The sequence below is a fragment of the Streptomyces sp. NPDC043726 genome (assembly GCF_056436565.1).
Genome location: NZ_JBWKCI010000005.1, coordinates 386,506 through 406,656, shown reverse-complemented (window position 1 = coordinate 406,656; position 20,151 = coordinate 386,506). Strand labels below are relative to the sequence as shown.

At 71.2% G+C, this 20,151-nt stretch carries 16 protein-coding genes and 1 pseudogene; 7 read left to right on the top strand and 10 right to left on the bottom strand.

Features of this window, described 5'->3' with window-relative positions; genetic code table 11:
* Positions 1–43: 43 nt before the first annotated feature.
* Positions 44–253, top strand: a pseudogene (locus AC068Z_RS17425) (GntR family transcriptional regulator); the annotation flags it as partial.
* A 46-nt stretch (positions 254–299) separates the two neighbouring features.
* Here the strand turns inward: AC068Z_RS17425 and AC068Z_RS17420 are convergent.
* The 8 genes from AC068Z_RS17420 to AC068Z_RS17385 all read right to left on the bottom strand — a co-directional run bounded on the left by AC068Z_RS17420 (position 300) and on the right by AC068Z_RS17385 (position 13,202).
* On the bottom strand, positions 300–3,194 hold the full coding sequence (locus AC068Z_RS17420; RefSeq protein ID WP_478556041.1) for a caspase, EACC1-associated type: 2,895 nt from the start codon (positions 3,192–3,194) through the stop codon (positions 300–302).
* Positions 3,191–3,571, bottom strand: a complete 381-nt coding sequence (locus tag AC068Z_RS17415; protein WP_478556039.1) for a hypothetical protein — start codon at positions 3,569–3,571, stop codon at positions 3,191–3,193. The genes AC068Z_RS17420 and AC068Z_RS17415 overlap by 4 nt, the downstream gene beginning before the upstream one ends.
* A gap of 152 nt (positions 3,572–3,723) precedes the next feature.
* Complete coding sequence (locus AC068Z_RS17410) at positions 3,724–6,735, bottom strand: alpha-mannosidase (RefSeq protein WP_478556037.1); 3,012 nt, start codon at positions 6,733–6,735, stop codon at positions 3,724–3,726.
* A gap of 64 nt (positions 6,736–6,799) precedes the next feature.
* Positions 6,800–8,806: an endo-beta-N-acetylglucosaminidase gene (locus AC068Z_RS17405; RefSeq protein ID WP_478556036.1), complete on the bottom strand. Its 2,007-nt coding sequence runs from the start codon at positions 8,804–8,806 to the stop codon at positions 6,800–6,802.
* Positions 8,803–10,059 (bottom strand): glycoside hydrolase 5 family protein, encoded by a 1,257-nt coding sequence (locus tag AC068Z_RS17400; protein WP_478556034.1) that lies wholly within the window; start codon positions 10,057–10,059, stop codon positions 8,803–8,805. The genes AC068Z_RS17405 and AC068Z_RS17400 overlap by 4 nt, the downstream gene beginning before the upstream one ends.
* Positions 10,060–10,117: 58 nt before the next feature.
* Positions 10,118–11,023: a carbohydrate ABC transporter permease gene (locus tag AC068Z_RS17395; RefSeq protein WP_478556032.1), complete on the bottom strand. Its 906-nt coding sequence runs from the start codon at positions 11,021–11,023 to the stop codon at positions 10,118–10,120.
* Positions 11,020–11,907, bottom strand: a complete 888-nt coding sequence (locus AC068Z_RS17390) for a carbohydrate ABC transporter permease (protein WP_478556030.1) — start codon at positions 11,905–11,907, stop codon at positions 11,020–11,022. The genes AC068Z_RS17395 and AC068Z_RS17390 overlap by 4 nt, the downstream gene beginning before the upstream one ends.
* Before the next feature lie 2 nt (positions 11,908–11,909).
* Positions 11,910–13,202 carry an ABC transporter substrate-binding protein gene (locus tag AC068Z_RS17385; RefSeq protein ID WP_478556028.1) on the bottom strand — a complete coding sequence of 431 codons (1,293 nt, stop codon included), beginning with the start codon at positions 13,200–13,202 and terminating at the stop codon, positions 11,910–11,912.
* 232 nt (positions 13,203–13,434) lie between these two features.
* Here AC068Z_RS17385 and AC068Z_RS17380 point away from each other — a divergent pair, with 232 nt between their 5' ends.
* From AC068Z_RS17380 to AC068Z_RS17360, 5 genes are all read left to right on the top strand, one after another.
* Positions 13,435–14,445, top strand: a complete 1,011-nt coding sequence (locus tag AC068Z_RS17380; RefSeq protein WP_478556358.1) for a LacI family DNA-binding transcriptional regulator — start codon at positions 13,435–13,437, stop codon at positions 14,443–14,445.
* A 223-nt stretch (positions 14,446–14,668) separates the two neighbouring features.
* On the top strand, positions 14,669–15,706 hold the full coding sequence (locus AC068Z_RS17375; RefSeq protein WP_478556026.1) for an alpha/beta hydrolase family protein: 1,038 nt from the start codon (positions 14,669–14,671) through the stop codon (positions 15,704–15,706).
* 89 nt (positions 15,707–15,795) lie between these two features.
* On the top strand, positions 15,796–17,148 hold the full coding sequence (locus AC068Z_RS17370; protein WP_478556024.1) for an amidase: 1,353 nt from the start codon (positions 15,796–15,798) through the stop codon (positions 17,146–17,148).
* 85 nt (positions 17,149–17,233) lie between these two features.
* Positions 17,234–17,812, top strand: a complete 579-nt coding sequence (locus tag AC068Z_RS17365; protein WP_478556022.1) for a TetR/AcrR family transcriptional regulator — start codon at positions 17,234–17,236, stop codon at positions 17,810–17,812.
* 108 nt (positions 17,813–17,920) lie between these two features.
* The gene (locus AC068Z_RS17360) at positions 17,921–18,565 is read left to right on the top strand and encodes a dihydrofolate reductase family protein (RefSeq protein ID WP_478556020.1); all 645 of its coding nucleotides are present in this window, start codon (positions 17,921–17,923) and stop codon (positions 18,563–18,565) included.
* 30 nt (positions 18,566–18,595) lie between these two features.
* Here the strand turns inward: AC068Z_RS17360 and AC068Z_RS17355 are convergent, their stop codons facing one another.
* Both AC068Z_RS17355 and AC068Z_RS17350 read right to left on the bottom strand, forming a co-directional pair.
* Entirely contained in the window at positions 18,596–19,078 is a 483-nt protein-coding gene (locus AC068Z_RS17355; protein ID WP_478556018.1) for an N-acetyltransferase family protein, read from the bottom strand.
* A 57-nt stretch (positions 19,079–19,135) separates the two neighbouring features.
* On the bottom strand, positions 19,136–19,309 hold the full coding sequence (locus tag AC068Z_RS17350) for a hypothetical protein (RefSeq protein ID WP_315883613.1): 174 nt from the start codon (positions 19,307–19,309) through the stop codon (positions 19,136–19,138).
* A 395-nt stretch (positions 19,310–19,704) separates the two neighbouring features.
* Between AC068Z_RS17350 and AC068Z_RS17345 the strand changes: the two genes are divergently transcribed.
* Positions 19,705–20,142 (top strand): hypothetical protein, encoded by a 438-nt coding sequence (locus tag AC068Z_RS17345; protein ID WP_478556014.1) that lies wholly within the window; start codon positions 19,705–19,707, stop codon positions 20,140–20,142.
* Positions 20,143–20,151: the final 9 nt, after the last annotated feature.

The window sequence follows — 20,151 nt, the reverse complement described above, 5'->3', positions numbered from 1 at the left end:
CTGAACCGCAGCGTCATCAGCTCGAACGGCCGCAGCCGTACGGCGATCCTGTTGCCGCGCGCTCACGGTGATGGGCGTACTGGAGGCCCATCACGGCTCGGGCATCTACGTCACCCAACTAGAGGCCGGCGACCTCCTGGAAACCTTCGGCGTGGTCGCCGACCTGTCCCGGGGCCCGGGTCTGGAGGAGCTGCTGGAGGTGCGCCGCATCCAGGAGTCGACGGCGACCGCGCTGGCCGCGGGCAACGACACCATGGCCGAGGAGTGGTTCCGGGCGCAGTTGGGTAGCTCACCACGCTCTACTCGTCGAGGACCGCTTCCATCACCTTCCGCGCGATGGGCGCCGCCGCGTGCTCGGGCTCGGCGTCCTGCACGACCGCGGCGACCGCGACGGAGGCGTCCGTGTCGGCGTCCGCCTTGGCATAGGAGATGAACCAGGAGTACGGGCTTTCGCTGTTGTCGGTGCCAGTCTGAGCAGTGCCGGGCTTTCCGCCGACCTCGACACCGTTGATCGCCGCGTCGGTGCCCGTGCCGTTGTCGACCACCGCCCGCATCATCTGCTGCAGCTTGCGCGCGGTCGCCTCAGAGATCGGATGCCCCAGCGCCTCGGGCTTGGTCGCCTCGCTTCCTGCGGGGGCCGCCCGCACCAGGTAAGGCCGCATCAACGTGCCTTCGTTCGCGACGGCGGCCGCCACCATCGCCATCTGGAGCGGTGTGGCTCTCGTGTTGTACTGCCCGATCGCACTCAAGGCGTTCTGCGAGGGGTTCGTCTGCTCGGGATAGAGGGACGCGTTCGCGCGGACCGGTATCAGCTGTTCGGTGTTGAAGCCGAACTCCGTCGCCTGCGCGAGCATCTTGTCGCTGCCGAGGTCGGAGCCGATCTTGGCGAACACCGTGTTGCAGGAGTACTGGAGTGCCGCCTTCAGGGCCGCGTTCTCGCACGGGGCGTCTGCCCCGTCACTCAACCGGGTGGTGGTCTCCGGCAGGGTCCACGGTGACGGGGTGTCGGTCGGGTCGTCGATGGACGTGTACAGGTCGTTCTCCAGCGCCGCCGCCGCGGCGACCACCTTGAACGTGGAGCCCGGCGGATAGGTCTCCCGCAGCGCCCGGTTGAGCATGGGGGCATTCTCGTCCGCCTCCAGCTTCTTCCAGGCATCAACGTGGTCCTGCGCGGTGCCGGCAATGGTCGAGGGGTCGTACGACGGTGTCGAGACCAGCGCCAAGACGGCTCCCGTACGCGGATCGAGGGCGACCACGGCTCCCCGTCGGTTGCCCAGCGCGACGAAGGCCGCTTTCTGCGCGGCCGGATCGATGGTGGTGGCGACGGCGCCGCCCTTCTCCTGACTGGAGCGGGTAGCAGTCAGGACGTCGTCCTCGGTCTGTTCGAGGAGAGAGGTGTTGTGGGTGTGCGAGGCGTGGCCCGTGACCGCCGCGTAGAGCGGGCCTTCCGAGTAGGTGCGCAGGTAGCGCTGCTTGCCGCCGGCGTCCTTGGACCCGGTGACGGGCTCGCCGGCGACCAGGATGTCTCCGCGGGGCCGGTCCCAACGACCCACGGCACCGTCCGCGGGCCGCCCGAACAGTGACGCCGCGACGACCGCGCCCACGGTCGACAGGGCGGCCGTGCCGTGCAGCAGGCGGCCCCTGCGGGAGATCCGGACCAGCGGCGTACCGGACAGGGAGATCAGGACGGTTGCCACGAGATACAGCACGGTGCCGGCGGCGATCAGAAAGTCGGCGGTCGTGAAGCTTTCACCCGGGACGATGGCCGTTCGGATGGCGAGGGTCAGCACGCCCCCCACACTCAGGGCGGTCACCACGGCATGGGCGGCGAGGAGGCCGCGGCGGCCAGCCGGGCCCGGGACGGCCGGTTCGGGTTGGCGCAGGGTGATGACCGGGCCTGGTGGTCCCTCTTCGATGGTCGCCCGCACCGTCAGAACACACTCGCCCGTCGCGGAGCGCACGACCACCCGGCCCTCGCTGACCGGTGCCGCTCCGCGCACCAACAGGGAGATCCCCTGAAGGCTTGGCCGGACTTGCAACCAGTCACTGTCCGAGACAACCTCTATGCTCGCGCGCGCCACCGGCGGACCGAAGACGGGCACGTCCACGTGCCTCGGCTCACCGCCGTGCCGGAGCGCGAGATCCAGGTGGGCGTCGGTGGTCCGCGGAGCCGCGGCGGCGAGAGCCTGCCGCACCGTCTCGCGCACCTCCGCGCTGTCGTGCCGTTCGAGCCGTTGTAACTCGGCGAGGGCGGCCAGCGCATGCCGCGTGTCCGGTCCTTCGAGCGCGGTGCGCAGGTCGGCAACCATCTGGAGCTGCACGTCCAGTTCGGCCGCCTTCGCCTGGGCGGCGGCGTCCACGGGCGCGGGCACCGGCTCCGGGCGCCGCGGTGCGCGGGCGATGGTGAGATCGCCATACGCGCCGAACACCCACAGCTGCGGATTCTGGTGCGGGGTAACCGCACGAATGCGATCGCGGATGTACTCCGACAGCTCCGCGAGGCCTACCGCTCCGTCGCCGTTCCGGTCGGCCTCGCCGGTGCGCAGCCCTTCGACGAGCGCGCCGGTGAACAGGGACGGGCCCGGCTGGCCTTGAGCGTCGACGCCCATGGTCGACCCGGCGGCCGCGCTGGGCACCACCTGGCTACCCTCGAAGGCGTACTCCACGGCACTCGACGCGGTGAGCACGGCCCGGCCCCGCTCGCCGCCGGCCCGCTCCAGTTCGCTGAAGCTGTCCTTCACATGCACCTCGGGGTCGGCGCGGCTGAACAGACCCCGCTCGAACGCCCCGGCGTAGCAGCAGTCCAGCATCACCGCGGCCCGTCCGGCCCGGCTGCGCATCATCAGCCGGCTGACGTACTCGGCCGGGACCGCCGTCGACTCCAGACGGGTACGGACGGTGTCGGCCGCGGCGAGGAAGAGCTTGCCGCCCTCGTCCTTCAGGCCATGGCAGGCGAAGTGCAGCAACAGGGTGTCCGCGGCCGAGCAGTCGGCGAAGAAGTCCTCCACGCCGCGCCGCAGTTCATGCGCGCCCACGTCGTTCAAGACGTCCACCGCGAAGGCCCCGATCGCCGGGTCTCCCAGCACCCGGGCCAACTCGGTCGCGTCACGCAGCGGTGCCGACAGCGCGCGCAGGCTCGGATCCTGATACGCGCTCGTGGCCACCAGCAGCGCGTGCCGTCTGCGCTCCGTCATGGTCTGTCGGCCGTCACCACGTCGAGCCACGCGTCGGCCAGCCGCCGCTGATCCGCGCTGTCGACGCCGGTGATTTCGAGCCGCTGGCCGTCGATCTCCAGCACCACAGTCCGGGATCCGGTCCGTGCCATCCATTCGCGTACGACCGCCAGGGTGCCTTCCAACAAGGGCAGCGACGGTTGCAGGACCACCAGCAGTGCCCCGAGGGTCTCGACCGCACCGGACCGAGTGTTCGGCGGAGCCGCGCCGGCCTCCATGGGACCGACCCGATCGACGTCGAGCGCCAGCAAGTCCTCCCGCAGCGCATCCAGTTGCCAAGGCTGCGTGGCTGCCGCCTCCTCGTGTCCGAGGGCAAGGACACTCAACTCTGCGGACATGGATCCTCCCCCAATGCGGGCCCCTCGACGGGCGGGTGTGGGCGGGGCCCGGCAGTCCAGTGTGGCAGTGACGCCTTCGTGCTGCGACCTGCTTGTCACCTTCCGTCGACCGACCCGAGGTTCACCTGCCACCGGCGCCGCCCACACCCTCGTCAGGACCGTCGCATCCGCAAGGTCATCAGCTCGAACGGCCGCAGCCGTACGGCGACCCTGTTGCCGTCGCGCTCCGTCGGGCCCCCGGGCAGCGGGCGCTCCAGCAGGTCCGTGGCGGTGACCTCCGTGAAGTCGAAACCGGTGGTGAGGGTGGCCCGGGATCGGCCGCCGTGGGCCTCGTGGAAACGGACGACGACGTCACCGCTGCCGTCGTCGGCGAGCTTGACGGCGGTGACGACGACCGCGTCCCGGTCGACGCCCACCAGCGGGGCGACCTCTTTGGCGCCGCTGAGCCGGCGCTCGGGCAGGTTGATCCGCCAGCCCTCGCGGACCGCGTCGCCGATGTCCGCGCCCGGCACCAGGGCGTGCCGGAAGCGGTGGACGCCCTGGTCGGTCTCGGGGTCGGGGAAACGCGGGGCGCGCAGGAGGGAGACGCGGACCGTGGTGGTCGTGCCGCGGTCGCCGTCGGTACGGACCGTGCGGGTCACGTCATGGCCGTACGTCGAGTCGTTGACGATCGCGACACCCCAGCCCGGCTCGCCCAGGTGCACGAACCGGTGGTTGCAGGCCTCGAACTTGGCCGCTTCCCAGGAGGTGTTGGTGTGCGTGGGCCGGTGGAAGTGCCCGAACTGCGTCTCGGACGCGTACCGCTCGGCGTGCACGTCGAGTGGGAAGGCGAGCTTGAGGAACTTCTCCGTCTCGTGCCAGTCCACCTCCGTGTCCACGAGCAGCCGCCGCTCCCCCGGCGCCAGGGACAGCAGTTGGGTGACCCGGGAGTCGCCGAAGGACCGTACGATCCGCACGCCGTCCGCCTCGGGGACGAGTTCGTCCACGTCGGTGAGGTCGGTGACCGTGTGGCGGTAGAACTCATCGACGTCCCAGGCGTCCCACATGTTGGGGAAGTCGGAGTGGAGTTGGAGGAGGTTCCCGGCGAGGCCGGGCGGGACGGTCTCGCGGTCGCCGTCGTGGTCGTAGGCGGAGACGACGAGGCCACGGGCGTCGATCTCGATCCGGAGCAGGCCGTTGTCGAGGACGTGCCCGCCGTCACGGCGCCCCGTGACCGTGGTCCGGCCCTCGGCGGCCGGCGTCCGCGCGCCGCCGGCCGGGATGCCGTGGCGGGTGTGCGGGGCGGAGTTGAACACCAGCGGCGTCGAGCCGTCGCCGGCCAGGGCGCGTTGGGCGCCGTCGATGATGGCGTTCAGCTCGCCGGCGAGCCGCTCATAGGTCGCCCGGGCCTCCCGGTGCACCCAGGCGATGGACGACCCGGGCAGGATGTCGTGGAACTGGTGGAGCAGGACCGTCTTCCAGACGCGGTCCAACTCCTCGTAGGGGTAGGGGAATCCGGTGCGCACAGCCGCCGTGGCCGCCCACAGCTCCGCCTCGCGCAGGAGGTGTTCGCTGCGCCGGTTGCCCTGCTTGGTCTGCGCCTGGCTGGTGAGGGTGGCGCGGTGGAGTTCGAGGTACAGCTCGCCGACCCAGACCGGCGGGTTCGGGTACTCGGCCTCGGCCTTCTCGAAGAACTCCGCCGGGGTCTCCCACACCACGGTCGCCGAGCCTTCGAGGTCGCGCAGCCGGGCCGCCTTGGCGACCATCTCGCGGGTGGTGCCGCCGCCTCCGTCGCCCCAGCCGGTGGGCGCGAGGGAGTGCCGGGCGACGCCCTTGTCCTTGAAGTTGCGGGCGGCGTGGGCGATCTCGCCGCCCTTCATGGAGCAGTTGTAGGTGTCGACGGGCGGGAAGTGCGTGAAGATCCGGGTGCCGTCGATGCCCTCCCAGGCGAAGGTGTGGTGAGGGAACTTGTTCGTCTGCGACCAGGAGATCTTCTGCGTCAGCAGCCACTTGGCCCCGGCCGCCTTGATGATCTGCGGAAGTCCGGCGGCGAACCCGAAGGTGTCGGGCAGCCAGGCCTCGTCGTTCTCGATGCCGAACTCGTCCAGGAAGAACCGCTTGCCGTGCACGAACTGCCGGGCCATCGCCTCCGAGCCCGGCATGTTGGTGTCCGACTCCACCCACATCCCGCCGGCCGGCACGAACCGCCCGTCCGCCACGGCCTTCTTCACCCGCGCCCACACCTCGGGCCGGTGCTCCTTCACCCACGCCCACTGCTGGGCCTGGGACATGGCGAACACGAACTCCGGCTCGTCCTCCAGCAGCGCGGTCATGTTGGCCGTCGTACGGGCCACCTTGCGGACCGTCTCACGCAGCGGCCACAGCCACGCCGAGTCGATGTGCGCGTGACCTACGGCGCTGATCCGGTGGGCGGACGGGACGGCCGGCTCGGCCAGCACCGTCTCCAGGCGGGCCCGCGCCTGGGCCGCCGTGCCGTTCACGTCCTGGAGGTCGATCGCGTCCAGCGCCCTGTCCACCGCCCGCAGGATCTCCCAGCGGCGCGCGGAGTCCACGGGCAGCTCGGCCATCAGCTCGCCGAGCACCTCCAGATCGATGACCAGCTCCCACACCGTCTCGTCGAGGACGGCGAGATCCATCCGGGCGAGCGTGTACTGCGGTGCGCTGCCGGCCGTCTCCTTGTCGCCCAACGCGGTGGGCAGGAAGGGGTGGTAGTCGAGGATGACCGGGTTGGACGCGGCCTCGATGTGCAGCCGCACCTCCTCGCCGCCCTCGACGGGCGCCCCGATCCGCACCCACTGGTTGCGCGGGTTGAGGCCCTTCACCGGGGTGCCGTCGGGCCGGTACACCAGACCCTCGCACTGGAAGCCGGGCATGTTCTCGTCGAAGCCGAGGTCGAGCAGCGCCTCGACGGTCCGCCCCGCCCACGCCTCGGGCACGGACCCGGTGACCCGGAACCAGCTGGTGCCCCACGGAGCACCCCAGCGGGCGCCCACCTCGATCGGCTCGGGCTCGGCCGCGAGCCCCTCGGCGACCGGCACGGGTTCACCGGGGGCGTGCCACACCGCCACGTCGAGCGGTACGGACTCGGGGTACACGGCGGGGCGGATGCGCTCGTCGAGGACGCGCTTGAGGCGGCCTTCGACCAGGCTGCGGTCGTCATGCATGCGGGGTGCTCCGTAGGTCGTCCGGGTGGGGGTCGTCACCAGGGGTGGTGAAGGTCGCGGGGGGTTACCAGGAGTGGGTCACGGTCGCGGGGGCCGATGTGGTGTACAGCTCCCCTACGGCGCGCAGTTCGAACCGTGCGGCCGTCTCGCCCTGCTCGGGCCCGAGCCCGGCGACGAACCAGGCGCGCTGGCAGGTGGCGCCGAGGAAGCGCCGGGTGCCGTCGGGGAGGAGGCGGTGCAGGGTGTAGTGGCGTACGTCGCCGGGGGCCGGGTTCCAGGCGAGGCGCAGATCGCCGCCGCTCGCGCCGGTGATCCGGAGGCCGGTGGGCGCGGTGGGGGTGCCGGGCTCGGCGGACCGGACGGCGAGCCCACCGAGCCGCCAGCGCACCGGGCCGCTGCTCCCAGCGCGCGGAGTGAGCCGGACACCGATCGCCCGTACGGTGCCGCTCAGCCCTGTGAGCCGTACGGTCGCGGTCTGCCAGGTGTTGACCGAGTTCACAGGGAAGTAGGTGTACGGCGGTGTCGCGCCGGGCGTGGCGGGGTCGGCCGTCGCGACGGCCAGCTCGACGTTCACCGCACCCATGTCGATCCGGTGTGTCAGCTCGACAACCGAGTTCACAGTGATCGGCAACCGAGTCGCGTACACATCCAGCACCGCCGGAGCGGTCAGTTCACCGTCGACCAGCACACTGCTGCCGCCACACCAGGCGTCCGCGAAATCGAAGTTCACAGCGGGCCGCGCGCCACCGGTGTGCACGACCCACCGCCGCGACGGCAGCCGGTCCTGCACCCCCAGATGGTTCCACGGCGCCTGGGACGTCACCTTCCCGCCCTCGAACCACCGCAGCCCGTGTCCGGTGTTGAACACGCTCGCGAACGGCACCGACGTCACCGTCGACCGGTCGGCCACCGACACGGCCGGCGCCCGCCAGCCGTCCGTGCCGTCAGGGCGCGACGGATCCAGCGAACGCCCGCTCCAGAACCGGTCGTCGGCGGAGTGGAACTCCCCCGGAGTCCGGCCCGCGGGCAGGTGGTTGCGCGTCCACTCCGGCCGGTAGAACCCGACCGACACGACATGCGGTCGGTCCCGCGGCACGATCGCGTCCCAGTTCACGGACGTGTTCCAGCCGCTGGACTCCACATCGACGCCCGCCCACAGCTCGTACCGGCCGCGCCCGATCCGGTCGGCCCGCTGCCCGGACGAGGTGAGGCCGCTCGCCGTCCAGCGGAAGTCGACGAACATGGAGTCGGAGGCCTCGAAGAAGGGCTGGTTCTGCGCGTTCAGCGCACCCTGCCAGCTCACCGAGCCGTTCACGGTCATCGAGTCGTACCAGGTCACCCGCTGCCCGACGGCCGCCGCCCGCGACTTCAGCTCGCGCAGGAAGCCCAGCATGTCGGTGGCGAGGGCCGGGTCGCCGCCGCCGGTCTCGGCGTTCACGAACCAGCCGTCGAAGCCGTACGCCCGCGCCACCGCGACGAGCTGCGCCGCGAGCGGATACCGCCCGGCGGCGTCCTTCTGCACAAGGTCCCGGGTCCACCGCAGCTGCCCGCCGTACGCCACCGGCGGCAGGAAGACGTTGCCCAGCACGGGCACACCGTGCCGGTGCGCGGCGTCCACGATGGGCGCGTTGGGCGCGAGGATCAGCCCCTCTCCCGAGGAGCCGCCCCAGAACACCAGCTCGTCGATGTACGCCCAGTGCGTGAGGGCGTAGTAGTCGGCGGTGGCGGAGCCCTGTGAGGGGTTGCTCGACGTGGGTCCGAAGGAGACCAGGGACTGGATCCGGGCCTGGCCGGTGCGGGCGGTCGCGTTCACCGGGACCGGGGTGAACCGGGCCGCGAGCGGGACGGAGGACGCGTTGAAGGCGAGGTCGGCGTCGTCGGCCGCCCGCCACGCCTTCAGACTGCGCCAGGTGATGCCGGTGCCGGGGGACCCGGAGGGCAGGGAGTCCGGGTACCAGTAGGAGGCGTACGGCGCCGGGGCGGCGGCCCTGGGCGCGGCGAGGGCGGGAAGTGCGGGCGTCAGGGCGGCCGTCGCGCCTGCGATCAGGACCGTGCGTCGGGTGGGCTTCACGAACGGGTGCCTCCTTGGGGGATGGGGAGTACCTGGTCGGGAGTGACGACTTCGGTGATGCCGCGCGCGGCGAGATGGTCCTGGTCGTCGGCGCGGGTGTCGAGGACGGTGGTGGGCCGGACGCCGTCGGCGGCCAGCCGGAAGTACGCGTCGAAGACCGTGCCGCCCGGCGCGCACCGGGAACGGGCCCGCGGGTCGGCGGGGACGACGAGCGCGGTCGTGCGAGGGTCAGGAGCGGGCGGGCTCGCGGCTGCCGCCCGGGCCAGCGCCCGCGCCGCGTCCTTCGGCTGGCGCTCGTTGGTCAGCAGGCCCAGCCCGTACTCCAGTTCCGGGAAGTCCGCGAGCCGCCGGGACACGTCGTGGGAGCACCACCAGGTGATTCCCCACAGGTCGGGGCAGTCCAGGGCGTTCGCCACGGTCGCCTCGGTGAAGGCGGCCGCGTGCTCGGCCGGGATCAGGGGCGCGGGCGCGCCGACCTCCTGGAGCCAGACCGGCCGGCCGGGGTCGTCCGCCCAGGCCTTGCTGAGCTCGACGAGGTACCCGGCATGGTGCTCGGTGGGCACGGAGGTACGGCCGTGGCGCTGGGCGGTGCCGTTGAACACCCAGGAGTGCACGGCGGTGACGGAACCCCGGCGGGCGGCCTGGAGAGGAGTGAAGGGCTGGTCGTCCTGGTACCAGGTGGCGTCGTACTCGGCGTGCAGGTGCAGTCGTCCGGGGGCGCCCTCCTCGCAGGCGGCCAGCATGCGCGTGAGCCAGCGGTCGATCTCGGCCTCGGTGGCCCGGTCGGGGTCCGGATGGGGGCCCGCGGCGAACTGGTTGACCTCGTTGCCGAGCGTCATGCCGATGAAGTTGGGCCGGTCGGCGAGGGCCGCGGCCAGGGTGCGCAGGTAGGCGGCCTGGCCGTCGAGGACGTCGGGGTCGGTGAAGAGGTTGCGCCGGTGCCAGGTGCGAGTCCAGGCCGGGAGGAAGTCGAAGCTGCTCAAGTGTCCTTGCAGACCGTCGACGTTGACGTCGAGGCCGCGTTCGGCGGCGGCGTCGACGAGCCGCACGAGGTCCTCGACCGCCCGCTCACGGATCAGCGTGCGGTTGGGCTGGAAGTACGGCCACAGCGGGAACACCCGCACGTGGTCCAGGCCGAGCGCGGCGATGGAGTCGAGGTCGGCGCGCACGGAGTCCAGGTCGAAGTCGAGCCAGTGGTGGAACCAGCCCTCGCTGGGCGTGTAGTTGACGCCGAAGCGCACGGCAGGAGGCATACGTGTCCTTGTGACGGAGGTAGGGGGATCGGCCTTCGACGTGACGGAGGCGGGGAGTTCAGCCTTTGACGGCGCCCTCGCCCACTCCGCGGAAGAAGTACCGCTGGAGACAGGCGAAGAGGGCGATCAGCGGGGCGACGGCGATGACCGTGCCCGCGGCGACCAGGCGTTCGTCGTTGGCGAAGGTGCCGTGCAGATAGTTGAGGCCGATGGTCAGCGTGAACTTCGACGGGTCGCTCAGCACGATGAGCGGCCACAGGAAGTCGTCCCAGGCGCCCATGAAGGCGAAGATCGCGACGACGGCGAGGGTGCCCTTCACGGCCGGCAGCGCGATCCGCGTGAACCGCTGCCACACGTTGGCGCCGTCGACGAAGGCCGCCTCCTCGATCTCGTACGGCAGGTTGAGGAAGGCATTGCGCATCAGCAGCACGTTCATGGCGCCGATGCAGCCGGGCAGCACCACCCCGACGAGGGTGTTGTTGAGGCCGAGCTCCCGCATGGTGGTGAACTGGGCGATGATGATGCCCTCCACCGGTACCAGCATCGCGAGGATGAAGGCGAGTGTGGCGGCCCGGCGGCCCCGGTAGCGCAGCCGGGCGAGCGCGTAGCCGGCGAGGGCCGCACCGACGCAGTTGGTGACGACGTTGGCGGTGGCGACCTTGAGCGAGTTGAGGGCGTAGTCCCAGACCGGGATGGTCTCGGCGACGCGCTCGTAGTTGTGGACGGTCGGGTCGCTCGGCAGGAACCGGGGCGGGGAGGTGTAGATGTCCTCGGTCGGGCCCTTCAGCGAGGTGGACAGCTGCCAGAGGAACGGGCCTACGGTGAGGGCGAGTACCGCGAGCAACAGGGCGTAGCGCAGGGCGAGTTCCCAGACGCGCACGCGGCGGCCGTGCTCGTCGGTGACGCGGGGTTGCCGTACCGCCACCGGCCGCTGGACCGGTCGTACCTTCTCGATGACGCTCACCGGTCCTCCCTCCGGTCCGCGCGCAGCACGAGCAGCATCAGCGCGACGGTGACGACGAAGACGACGACGGAGATCGCGGAGGCGTAGCCGACCCGGCCGGTGAGCCCGGTGCCCGTGCGCTGGACGAGCATCACCAGGGTGGTGTCCTCGCCCGCCGGGCCTCCGCTCGGGCCCGCCATCAGGTACACCTCGGAGAACACCTTGAACGCGGCCACGGACGACAGCGCGCCGACGAGCACCATCGTGGAACGCACGGCCGGCACCGTCACCGTCAGGAACCGCCGTACGGCCCCCGCCCCGTCCACGGCCGCCGCCTCGTGCAGTTCACGCGGCACGTTCGCCAGCGCGGCCAGGTAAATGATCATGTAGTAGCCGAGGCCCTTCCAGACCGTGACGGCCATGGCGCTGAGCAGCAGCAGCCACTGGTCGCTGAGGAACCCGACCCGGCCCACGCCTACGGCCTCCAGCAGCGAGTTCACCAGGCCGCGTTCATCGAGCAGCCACACCCAGATCAGGCCCACGACGACGATCGAGGCGACGACCGGGGTGTAGAAGGCGGAGCGGAAGAAGGCGATGCCGGGGATGTTCTTCTGCACCAGCAGGGCGAGCAGCAACGGCAGGACCACCAGCGCCGGGACGACGCCGAGGACGTAGAGCGTGCTGTTGCGCAGCCCGATCCAGAACATGTCGTCGTGCAGCAGCTCACGGAAGTTCGCGAGGCCGACGAACTCGCCCTCGATCAGGGTGCGGCGGTCGGTGAAGGCGTTGACCAGCGTGGAGACGAACGGGTAGAGGATGAAGGCGCCGATGACGAGCAGGCCGGGAGCGGCGAACAGCCAGGGGCTCACCGGCAGTTGGCGCCGCACCCGGGACACGGTGGTCATCGCTACCCCTGCTGCTGGAGGAGCCGGTCGCAAGCCTCGACAGCGTTGTCAAGCGCTTCCTTCGGGCTCTCCTTGCCCTGGAGCGCCTTGGCGACCTCGTTGCGCAGCTCGGTCTTCATCTGCTCGCTGAACAGCACGGGTGTGTAATTGACCGCGTTCTTCAGCGACTTGGCGGCGGCCACCCGCACCCGCGTCTCGTCGGTCCCGTCCTCCTCGGTGAAATACGGGTCGTCGAGGGAACCGGCGGTGCTCGGGAAGATCGCGACCTTCTTGGCGAATGACATCTGGTGCTCGGCGTCGGTGACGTAGTGCGCGAAGGCCACGGCGGCGGGGGTGCGCTTGCTCTGGGAGTTCACCATCACGCCCATCACGTACATGTTCACGTGTCCGGTGCTGGTGATCTGGTCGGTGATGCCGATGTTCTTGTACAGGTTCGGCGCCTGCTTCTTGAAGTTGCCGAGGTCCAGGGCGCTGCCGGGGTTCATGGCAACGGCCTCGGTGAGGAACTTCTTGCCGGAGGACTCCGGGGTGGCGGTCAGCGCCTGCGGGTCGAGCGCCTTCGCGTCGTACAACTCCTTGTACTTGGTGAGGAGTTCGACACCCTTGGCGTCGTTGAAGGTGAAGGCGGTGCCGTCCTCGTTCATGAGCGGGACGCCGTAGCGCCCGAAGTCCTCGACGGTCGGCACATTGGCGAGGGTGGCGACCTTGCCGTCGGTCTTCTCCGCGATCGTCAGGGCGTCGTCGAAGAGTTCGTCGTACGTCGTCGGCGGCTGGTCGGCGTCCAGTCCGGCCTCCTCGAACAGGGACTTGTTGTAGAACAGCGGCCCGGTGTTCAGGTACCAGGGGAAGGCGTACGTGCCGGTCATGCCAGGTATCCGGTGTCCGGCCCAGGCGCCCTCCAGGTACTCCTTCTCGTACTGCCCGGCCGCCTTGTCCAGGTCGAGCGCGAGGCCCGCCTTGGCGAGCGGGGCGACGAGGTCGGGCGAGACGTTGACGACGTCGGGGAGGGTGCCGCCGGCCGCGTCCGCGCTGATCTTGTCGGCGTAGCCCTCGGCGGGCTGGTCGATCCATTTGACCTTCGTGCCCGGGTACTCCTTCTCGAAGTCGGCGATCAGCCCCTCGAAGTAGTCCTTGAAGTTGGCCCGCAGGTTCCAGGTCTGGAAGGTGATGTCGCCCTCGATCTTCCCGGAGGCGTCGGACGGGCCACCTCCGTCGCCCCCGGAGCCGCAGGCGCTGAGCGGCAGGACGAGACAGACGGCGAGAGCGGCAGCGAGGTTTCTTCGGGAAACGGGCACCGGGAACCGGCCTCCTCAGGGCTGGAGTTGGTCGACGACGCAGACCCTGCACGCCGTTCAGCGGGCCCGTCAATGCATCTCGCGCCGCTAATTTGATTAGTGACTAATACGCATTAGATGCTCACTGTATTGACACTGCTGAACCGCATTAGTGCACACTGGTGGCCGGAATCCTTCCGAGGAATGGGGAAACACCGTGGCAGGCAAGCGGTCGCCGGCCCGTCGGCCCACGATGAAGGACATCGCGCGGCATGCCGGGGTCTCCCAGAGCGCCGTGTCCTTCGCGCTCAACGGCCGGGCCGGGGTCTCCGACGAGACCCGCGAGCGGGTGCGCACGGTGGCCGAGGAACTGGGCTGGCGGCCGAGCACGGCGGCACGCGCGCTGTCCGGGGAGGGCGCGGCGACGGTCGGCTTCGTGCTGGCGCGGCCCGCCGACACCCTGGGCGTGGACTCGTTCTTCCTCCAGCTCGTCTCCGGCATCCAGGAGGTGCTGGCGGAGCGTCATCTGGGGCTGCTGTTCCAGGTGGTGGAGGACGTCGCCGACGAGTGCGCGGTGTACCGGCGCTGGTGGGCCGAGCACCGGGTGGACGGAGTGCTGGTGGTGGACCCGCGCATCGACGATCCGCGTCCCGGCCTCCTCGACGAACTGGGGCTGCCCGCCGTGGTGATCGGCGGGGCGCCGGAGGACCGGCATCCGGGCCTGTCCACGGTGTGGGCGGACGACGCGGGCGCGATGGCGTCGGTCGTGGACGGACTGCACGCCCTAGGCCATCGCCGGATCACGCACATCGCGGGGCTGGCCGGGCTCGCCCACACCGAGCGCCGGATCCGCACGCTGGCCGCCGAGGCGGGGCGGCGCGGGCTGACCCAGGTGCAGTCGGTGACCACGGACTACTCCGACGCGGCGGGCGCGGCGGTGACCCGGCGGGTGCTGCGGTCCTCCGCTCCCCCGACCGCGCTGATCTACGACAACGACGTGATGGCCGTCGCCGGGGTCGCCGCCGCGACCGAGCTGGGCCACTCGGTCCCCGCCGACGTCTCGGTCGTGGCCTGGGAGGACTCGGCCCTGTGCCGCATGGTCAAGCCGTGGCTGTCGGCCCTGTCCCGGGACAGCGTGGAGTTCGGCCGCACGGCGGCCCGCGAGCTGACGGCACTGCTGGACGGCGGACCGGCCCGGACGGTCCGGGTACCCGTACCGCGACTGATCGAGCGGGACAGTACGGGGGTGGCGCGGCGCGCCTGAACCCCTCCTCCGCGATGCCTGCGCAGGAACAGGCAGAGGCACAAGGACAGGCACAGGCACCGGCACCGGCACCGGCACCCGCATCCGCGCACCCGCACCCCGCACCCCGCACCCCGCACCCCGCACCCCGCACCCCGCACCCCGCACCCCGCACCAACAGGCTCCTGTCCACGGCATCCCCGAACCGCCCCCGGCAACACCCGCTCCGAGGGACAATGGCGGCATGCGGCTGCGGGGACTGGCCTGTGTTGCCGCCGGGCTGGCGTTGCTGGTCGGGGCCGGCTGTACCGGTGGCGGGGGCGAGGGTGCGCGCGAGACGGCGTCCGTGAGCCCCGGCCCCCGTACGACCACCGCGAGTTCCAGCCCTCCCACGCCCACACCTTCGAAGCCCGTCGACCCGGTGTCGATCCAGGCCCTGATCCAGCGCGAGCCCGACGGCTCCGGCCTCCGTCTCGGTACCGTCCTCGCCCGCACCGGCGCCTACACCTCCTACGCGGTGACCTACGAGAGCGACGGTCTGACGATCTCCGGCCTGATGAACATCCCGCGCGGAAAGGGCCCGTTCCCGGCACTCGTGCTCGCGCACGGCTACATCGACCCCGCCGTCTACACCACCGGCCGGGGCCTCGCCCGCGAACAGGACCTGCTCGCCCGCGAGGGCTACGTCGTCCTGCACACCGACTACCGCAACCACGCCCGCTCCGACGACGACTCCGACAACGACGTGAACCTGCGCCTCGGCTACACCTCCGACGTCATCGGCGCGGTGATGGCGCTGCGCGACTCCGGCCGCCCGGAGATCGACGGTGACCGGATCGGGCTGCTCGGGCGCTCGATGGGCGGCGGGGTCGTGTACAACACGCTGGTCGTGGCGCCGGGGCTGGTCGACGCGGCCGTCGTCTTCGCACCGGTGAGCGGCAGACCCCAGGACAACCTGGACCGGTTCCAGCGCGGCGAGGGCGACCCCATCGCGGCAGAGATCGACGCCGCGCACGGCACGCCCGAGGAGAACCCGGAGTTCTGGCGGAACGTCTCGCCGCTGACCTTCGTGGACCGGGTGACCGAGCCCCTGCTGATCCATCACGGCACGGCCGACGACACCTGCCCGCCGGCCTGGACGAACCGGACGGTCGCGGCGTTCGAGGCGGCCGGGAAGGACGTGGAGCTGCGCTGGTATGAGGGCGAGGGGCACACCTTCGGGCCTCAGTGGCCGGATTCCATGGACGCGACCACGGCCTTCTTCGAACGGCACCTGCGTTGATCCGCGCTCTCGACGCGGGGCCCGCGGGAGGGCAGAGTTCTCCCCGACGCACACGTACTCGCGAGTAATCCCTGCGCAAGGAGCCCACCGTGACCAGCTGGGTCGGCCGGACCGCCGCCGAGATCGCCGCCGCCGTACGGGAGAAGCGGGCCACTCCCCGGGAGGTGGTGGCCGAGCACCTGGAACGGATCGCCCGCCTGGACGACCGGATCGGCGCCTTCCGCACGGTCCGCGGGAAGGCGGCGCTCGCCGAGGCCGAGGCCTTGGAGGCCCGTGGCGACCTGGCCGAACTGCCGCTGGCCGGGGTGCCGGTGGCGGTCAAGGACAACCTGGCCGTGACCGGTGAGTCCCTGCGCGTCGGCTCCGCGGCGACCTCGGAGGCGCCCTCCCCCGGCGACCATGCCACGGTGGCCCGGCTGCGGGCGGCGGGCGCGGTGGTCGTGGGCCTGACGAACGTCCCGGAACTGTGCGTCTTCGGCACCTCGGACGGCGTGCACGGCATCGCCCGCAACCCGTGGGACCTCACGCGCTCGGCGGGCGGCTCCTCTGGCGGCAGCGCCGCCGCGGTCGCCGCGGGCCTGGTCCCGATCGCGCTGGGCAACGACGGCATGGGCTCCCTGCGCATCCCGGCGGCCAACTGCGGCCTGGTCACCCTCAAGCCCGGTCACGGCGTGGTACCGGCGGGCATCGGCGAGGGCGACTGGTTCGGCATGTCGGAGAACGGCCCGCTGGCCACGACGGTCGAGGACGTCCGCCTGATGCTCGCGGTCCTCGCGGACGCGGAACCGACGACCTCGGCCGGACCGGGCCCGCGCCGCGTCGCCATGTCCCTGCGCAGCCCGATCGCCGGAGTCGCGGTGAGCGCCCCCTACCGCGCTGCCGCCCGGGAGACGGCCGAGCTTTTGATGAAGGCGGGCCACCAGGTCCGCCGCGCGGACCCCCCGTACCCGCTGTCCCTGAGCCTCACGTCCCTCGCCCACTGGACGGCGGGCACGGCGATCGACGCCCGGGGCCTGGACCGGCGCGCGCTGACCCGCCGTACGAGAGTCCACGCGACGATCGGAAGGCGCTTCACGGGCTACGCCCGGAAGAGTGAGAGCCGCGAACAGCTGCGCCGCCGTCTCGCCCCCTTCTTCGAGGAGTACGACGTCCTGCTCACCCCCGCGCTGGCCCGCCGCTCCCCCGAGGCGGCTCCCTGGCACGAGCGCGGCTGGCTCCGCAACATCATGGTGAACACCAACTACTCCCCCTTCACCCCGCCCTGGAACCTCACCGGCTGGCCGGCGATGGCGATCCCGGTCGGCACCCTGCCCTCCGGCGCCCCCTGTGCCGTACAGCTGGTGGGGCGGCCCGGCACCGAGGCCGATCTGCTGGACCTGGCGGCGCAGCTGGAGCGGTCGCGGCCGTGGCGGCGGACGGCACCGGTGGACGACCAGGGATGACTCAGCACTCTCCGCCCCAGGGATAACTCCGTGCGTAGTACTCTCCATGCAGTGGTTTGAGCGGTGCTGCGGACGGAGTGGTGGCATGGTGAGAAGGAACGACCAGCGACGGGCCGCCCTCGTCGACGCGGCGATCGAGGTGCTGGCCAGGGAAGGCGCGCGCGGGCTGACCTTCCGGGCGGTGGACGCGGAGGCCGCCGTACCGGCCGGGACGGCCTCCAACTACTTCGCCAACCGCGACGAACTGCTCACCCAGGCGGGTGCCCGGGTCTACGAGCGGCTGCAGCCCGACGAGGCCACGCTCGCGCGTCACCGGGAGGCCGACCGGGACCGGGAGACGTACGTGGAGCTGATGCGGGAGCTCGTGGGCCGCGTGTCCTCCTTCCGCACCGGCTACCTCGCCCTGCTCGAACTGCGCCTGGAGGCCACCCGCCGCCCCGAACTGCGCAAGGTCCTCACCGAGCGGGTCCGGGCCGACGTCGACGCCAACATCGCCTACCACGAGGCCTCCGGTCTCCCCGGCGACGCCATGGCCGTCAAGCTCCTCATGCTGACCCTGAACTGGCTGATCGTGGAGCAGCTCACCCTGCCGGACGTCTTCACGGAGGCGGAGCGCGACCGGCTGGTCGCGGCGGCGGTCGAACGCATCGTGACGCCGGAATAGGTGAAAAAGAGGTTCGGGCCCCTGTCGATCGGGCCCCGCCCCGTTCGTCGTGTTGATGTGAGGCTCGACCGCCGCACACGAACACGACACGACAGACGAGGCATCCTCATGGATCAGCTACTGAAGGTCATGAACTTCGGCGTCTCGCAGGACGGCATCGCCGCCGGGGAGGACCAGACCCTCGAGAAGCCGTTCGGGCACGTCCAGCCCGAGAAGCTGTTCGCCTGGGCGGGGGCCACGGCGAGCTGGCACATGCGGTCCGGCCCCGGGGGCAGCCGGGGGCTCGACGACTACTTCACGCGGGACTACGCCCGCGACATCGGCGCCGAGATCATGGGCCGCAACAAGTTCGGGCCCCAGCGCGGGCCCTGGCAGGACCACGAGTGGCAGGGCTGGTGGGGCGACGAACCCCCGTTCCACACGCCGGTGTTCGTGATGACCCACCATCCGCGCCCCTCGTTCACCCTCTCCGACACCACGTTCCACTTCGTCGACGGCGACCCCGCCTCGGTCCTGGAGCAGGCGCGGGAGGCGGCGCGGGGCAAGGACGTGCGGCTCGGCGGCGGGGTCACCACCATCCGGGAATTCCTCGACGCCGGCCTCGTCGACACCCTGCACGTGGTGGTCTCACCGGTGAAGTACGGCTCCGGGCTGCGGCTGTGGGAGTCGCCCGACGAACTGCGCGACCGCTTCCACCTCGAGATCGTCCCCAGTGCGAGCGGGGTGACGCACCACCTGTTCTGGCGCAAGTGAGCACACCGCGCAGGGGCTTGCGGAGGTTGCTCAGAGGGCCTTGTACATGATGTGCAGTCCCACCGGGCCGTGCCGCGGGTGGTCGAAGGCCTCCGGCACCGTGCCAAGGACCGTGAAGCCGAGGGACGTCCACAGCCGCACGGCGGGGTTGGTCTCGACGACGGCGTTGAACACCATGCCGCGGTAGCCGGCCGCCTTCGCGGCCGTGAGCACGTGCTCGGCCAGGAGGCGGCCGATGCCGCGGCCGGCGTGGTCCGGGTCGACCATGAAGCCGGCGTTGGCGATCCCGGCGGCGGGACCGCCGTAGTTGGGGGTGACGTAGGCGGAGGCGACGATGGCGCCGGTCTCGTCCTCGACGACGTAGACGCGTTTCGGAGGGGCGGTCCACAGAGCTCGGGCCGCCGCCTCGGAGGAGTCCGGGTCCCAGGCGTAGGTCTCGCCGGCCGAGACGACGCGGTGCCAGAAAGGCCAGATCCGCGGCCAGTCGTCGGCCGCGGCTTCTCTGATCAGCATGGGCGCCAGTCTCGCACGCCCATGCGATCGTCGATCGACCAGAACCTGTCGGCGTCGTCAGTCGACGCTGGGCAGGATGTGGGGCTCGGCGAGGTCGTCCTCGTAACCCGCGAGGCGGATCGGGGCGGACCGGGCCCACACGTCGAGGCTGCCGAGTTCTCCGGGACGGCGGCCCGCGCGTTCCGGGCGCTCCTTGGGACGTGGTTCACGCTTCGTCTTCTCCGGTGTCACCGCGCACTCCTTATGTGTCGGGTCACCCTCGGGACCAGCTGCGCCAGGCCTCTGCGCCCGGCGTCTGAAGCCCCGCTCAGGTGTGAGTCGAAAGGCAGTTCGGACGCGGTGGCGCCGGTTTCTCGTACGGAGCAGGCCGTTGTGGACCGGCATGTCCCGGGACGGACCGTGGGTGTGGGTGGGACCCATTAGTGCTGTCCGTCCGGTACAGAGTAACCAAATGAGCGGGTACCCGCTCGATGGCGCTGAAAACTCGGGGTTACTGTCTGAAGACGTCCTGTTTTCGCCCGTACTCCCCCGTCCCTGTCGCGCAGTTCAGGTCCCGTTGGCCGAATCGCAAGGCGCCCATGATCTGCTGACGGCGGCAACGGCTTGTCCGGCGGGAGGACTGACGCATGGAGCTGCGCAGTGTCGAAGAGCTGATGGATCTGCTGTACGCCTGCCGGGGCCCATGGGGCTCCCCCGGCCGCGGCGGCACCGCCGGAACCGATCTGCAGCAACACGCGCTGCGCACCGCCGCGCTGCTGCGCCGGGGCCGCCCCGCCGACAGGGAGCTCCAGGTGGCCGGCCTGGTCCAGGCCATCGGACCGCTGCTCGGGCCCGGCGACCGGGCCGCCCAGCGCGACCGCGCCGCCGACGCCGTACGCCCCCTGCTCGGCGAGCGGGTGGCGCGTCTCGTCCGCGCGCGGGGCCAGGACGAGGACCTGCTACGGCTGCGCCAGGCGACCGAGGAGGGCCACAACCCCGGCTTCGACGCCGGCGTCCTGGAGGACTGGCGGACCGTACTGGAACTGCTGGCGGCACGGAACTCCCGCCTGGGGGCTGTCGACTGACGGTCCGTC

Excerpts from the sequence above, each read along its gene's own strand:
- AC068Z_RS17420 (WP_478556041.1), bottom strand. The coding sequence starts at position 3,194 with ATGACGGAGCGCAGACGGCACGCGCTGCTGGTGGCCACGAGCGCGTAT.
- AC068Z_RS17415 (WP_478556039.1), bottom strand. The coding sequence starts at position 3,571 with ATGTCCGCAGAGTTGAGTGTCCTTGCCCTCGGACACGAGGAGGCGGCA.
- AC068Z_RS17410 (WP_478556037.1), bottom strand. The coding sequence starts at position 6,735 with ATGCATGACGACCGCAGCCTGGTCGAAGGCCGCCTCAAGCGCGTCCTC.
- AC068Z_RS17400 (WP_478556034.1), bottom strand. The coding sequence starts at position 10,059 with ATGCCTCCTGCCGTGCGCTTCGGCGTCAACTACACGCCCAGCGAGGGC.
- AC068Z_RS17390 (WP_478556030.1), bottom strand. The coding sequence starts at position 11,907 with ATGACCACCGTGTCCCGGGTGCGGCGCCAACTGCCGGTGAGCCCCTGG.
- AC068Z_RS17380 (WP_478556358.1), top strand. The coding sequence starts at position 13,435 with ATGAAGGACATCGCGCGGCATGCCGGGGTCTCCCAGAGCGCCGTGTCC.
- AC068Z_RS17375 (WP_478556026.1), top strand. The coding sequence starts at position 14,669 with ATGCGGCTGCGGGGACTGGCCTGTGTTGCCGCCGGGCTGGCGTTGCTG.
- AC068Z_RS17365 (WP_478556022.1), top strand. The coding sequence starts at position 17,234 with ATGGTGAGAAGGAACGACCAGCGACGGGCCGCCCTCGTCGACGCGGCG.
- AC068Z_RS17360 (WP_478556020.1), top strand. The coding sequence starts at position 17,921 with ATGGATCAGCTACTGAAGGTCATGAACTTCGGCGTCTCGCAGGACGGC.
- AC068Z_RS17355 (WP_478556018.1), bottom strand. The coding sequence starts at position 19,078 with ATGCTGATCAGAGAAGCCGCGGCCGACGACTGGCCGCGGATCTGGCCT.
- AC068Z_RS17345 (WP_478556014.1), top strand. The coding sequence starts at position 19,705 with ATGGAGCTGCGCAGTGTCGAAGAGCTGATGGATCTGCTGTACGCCTGC.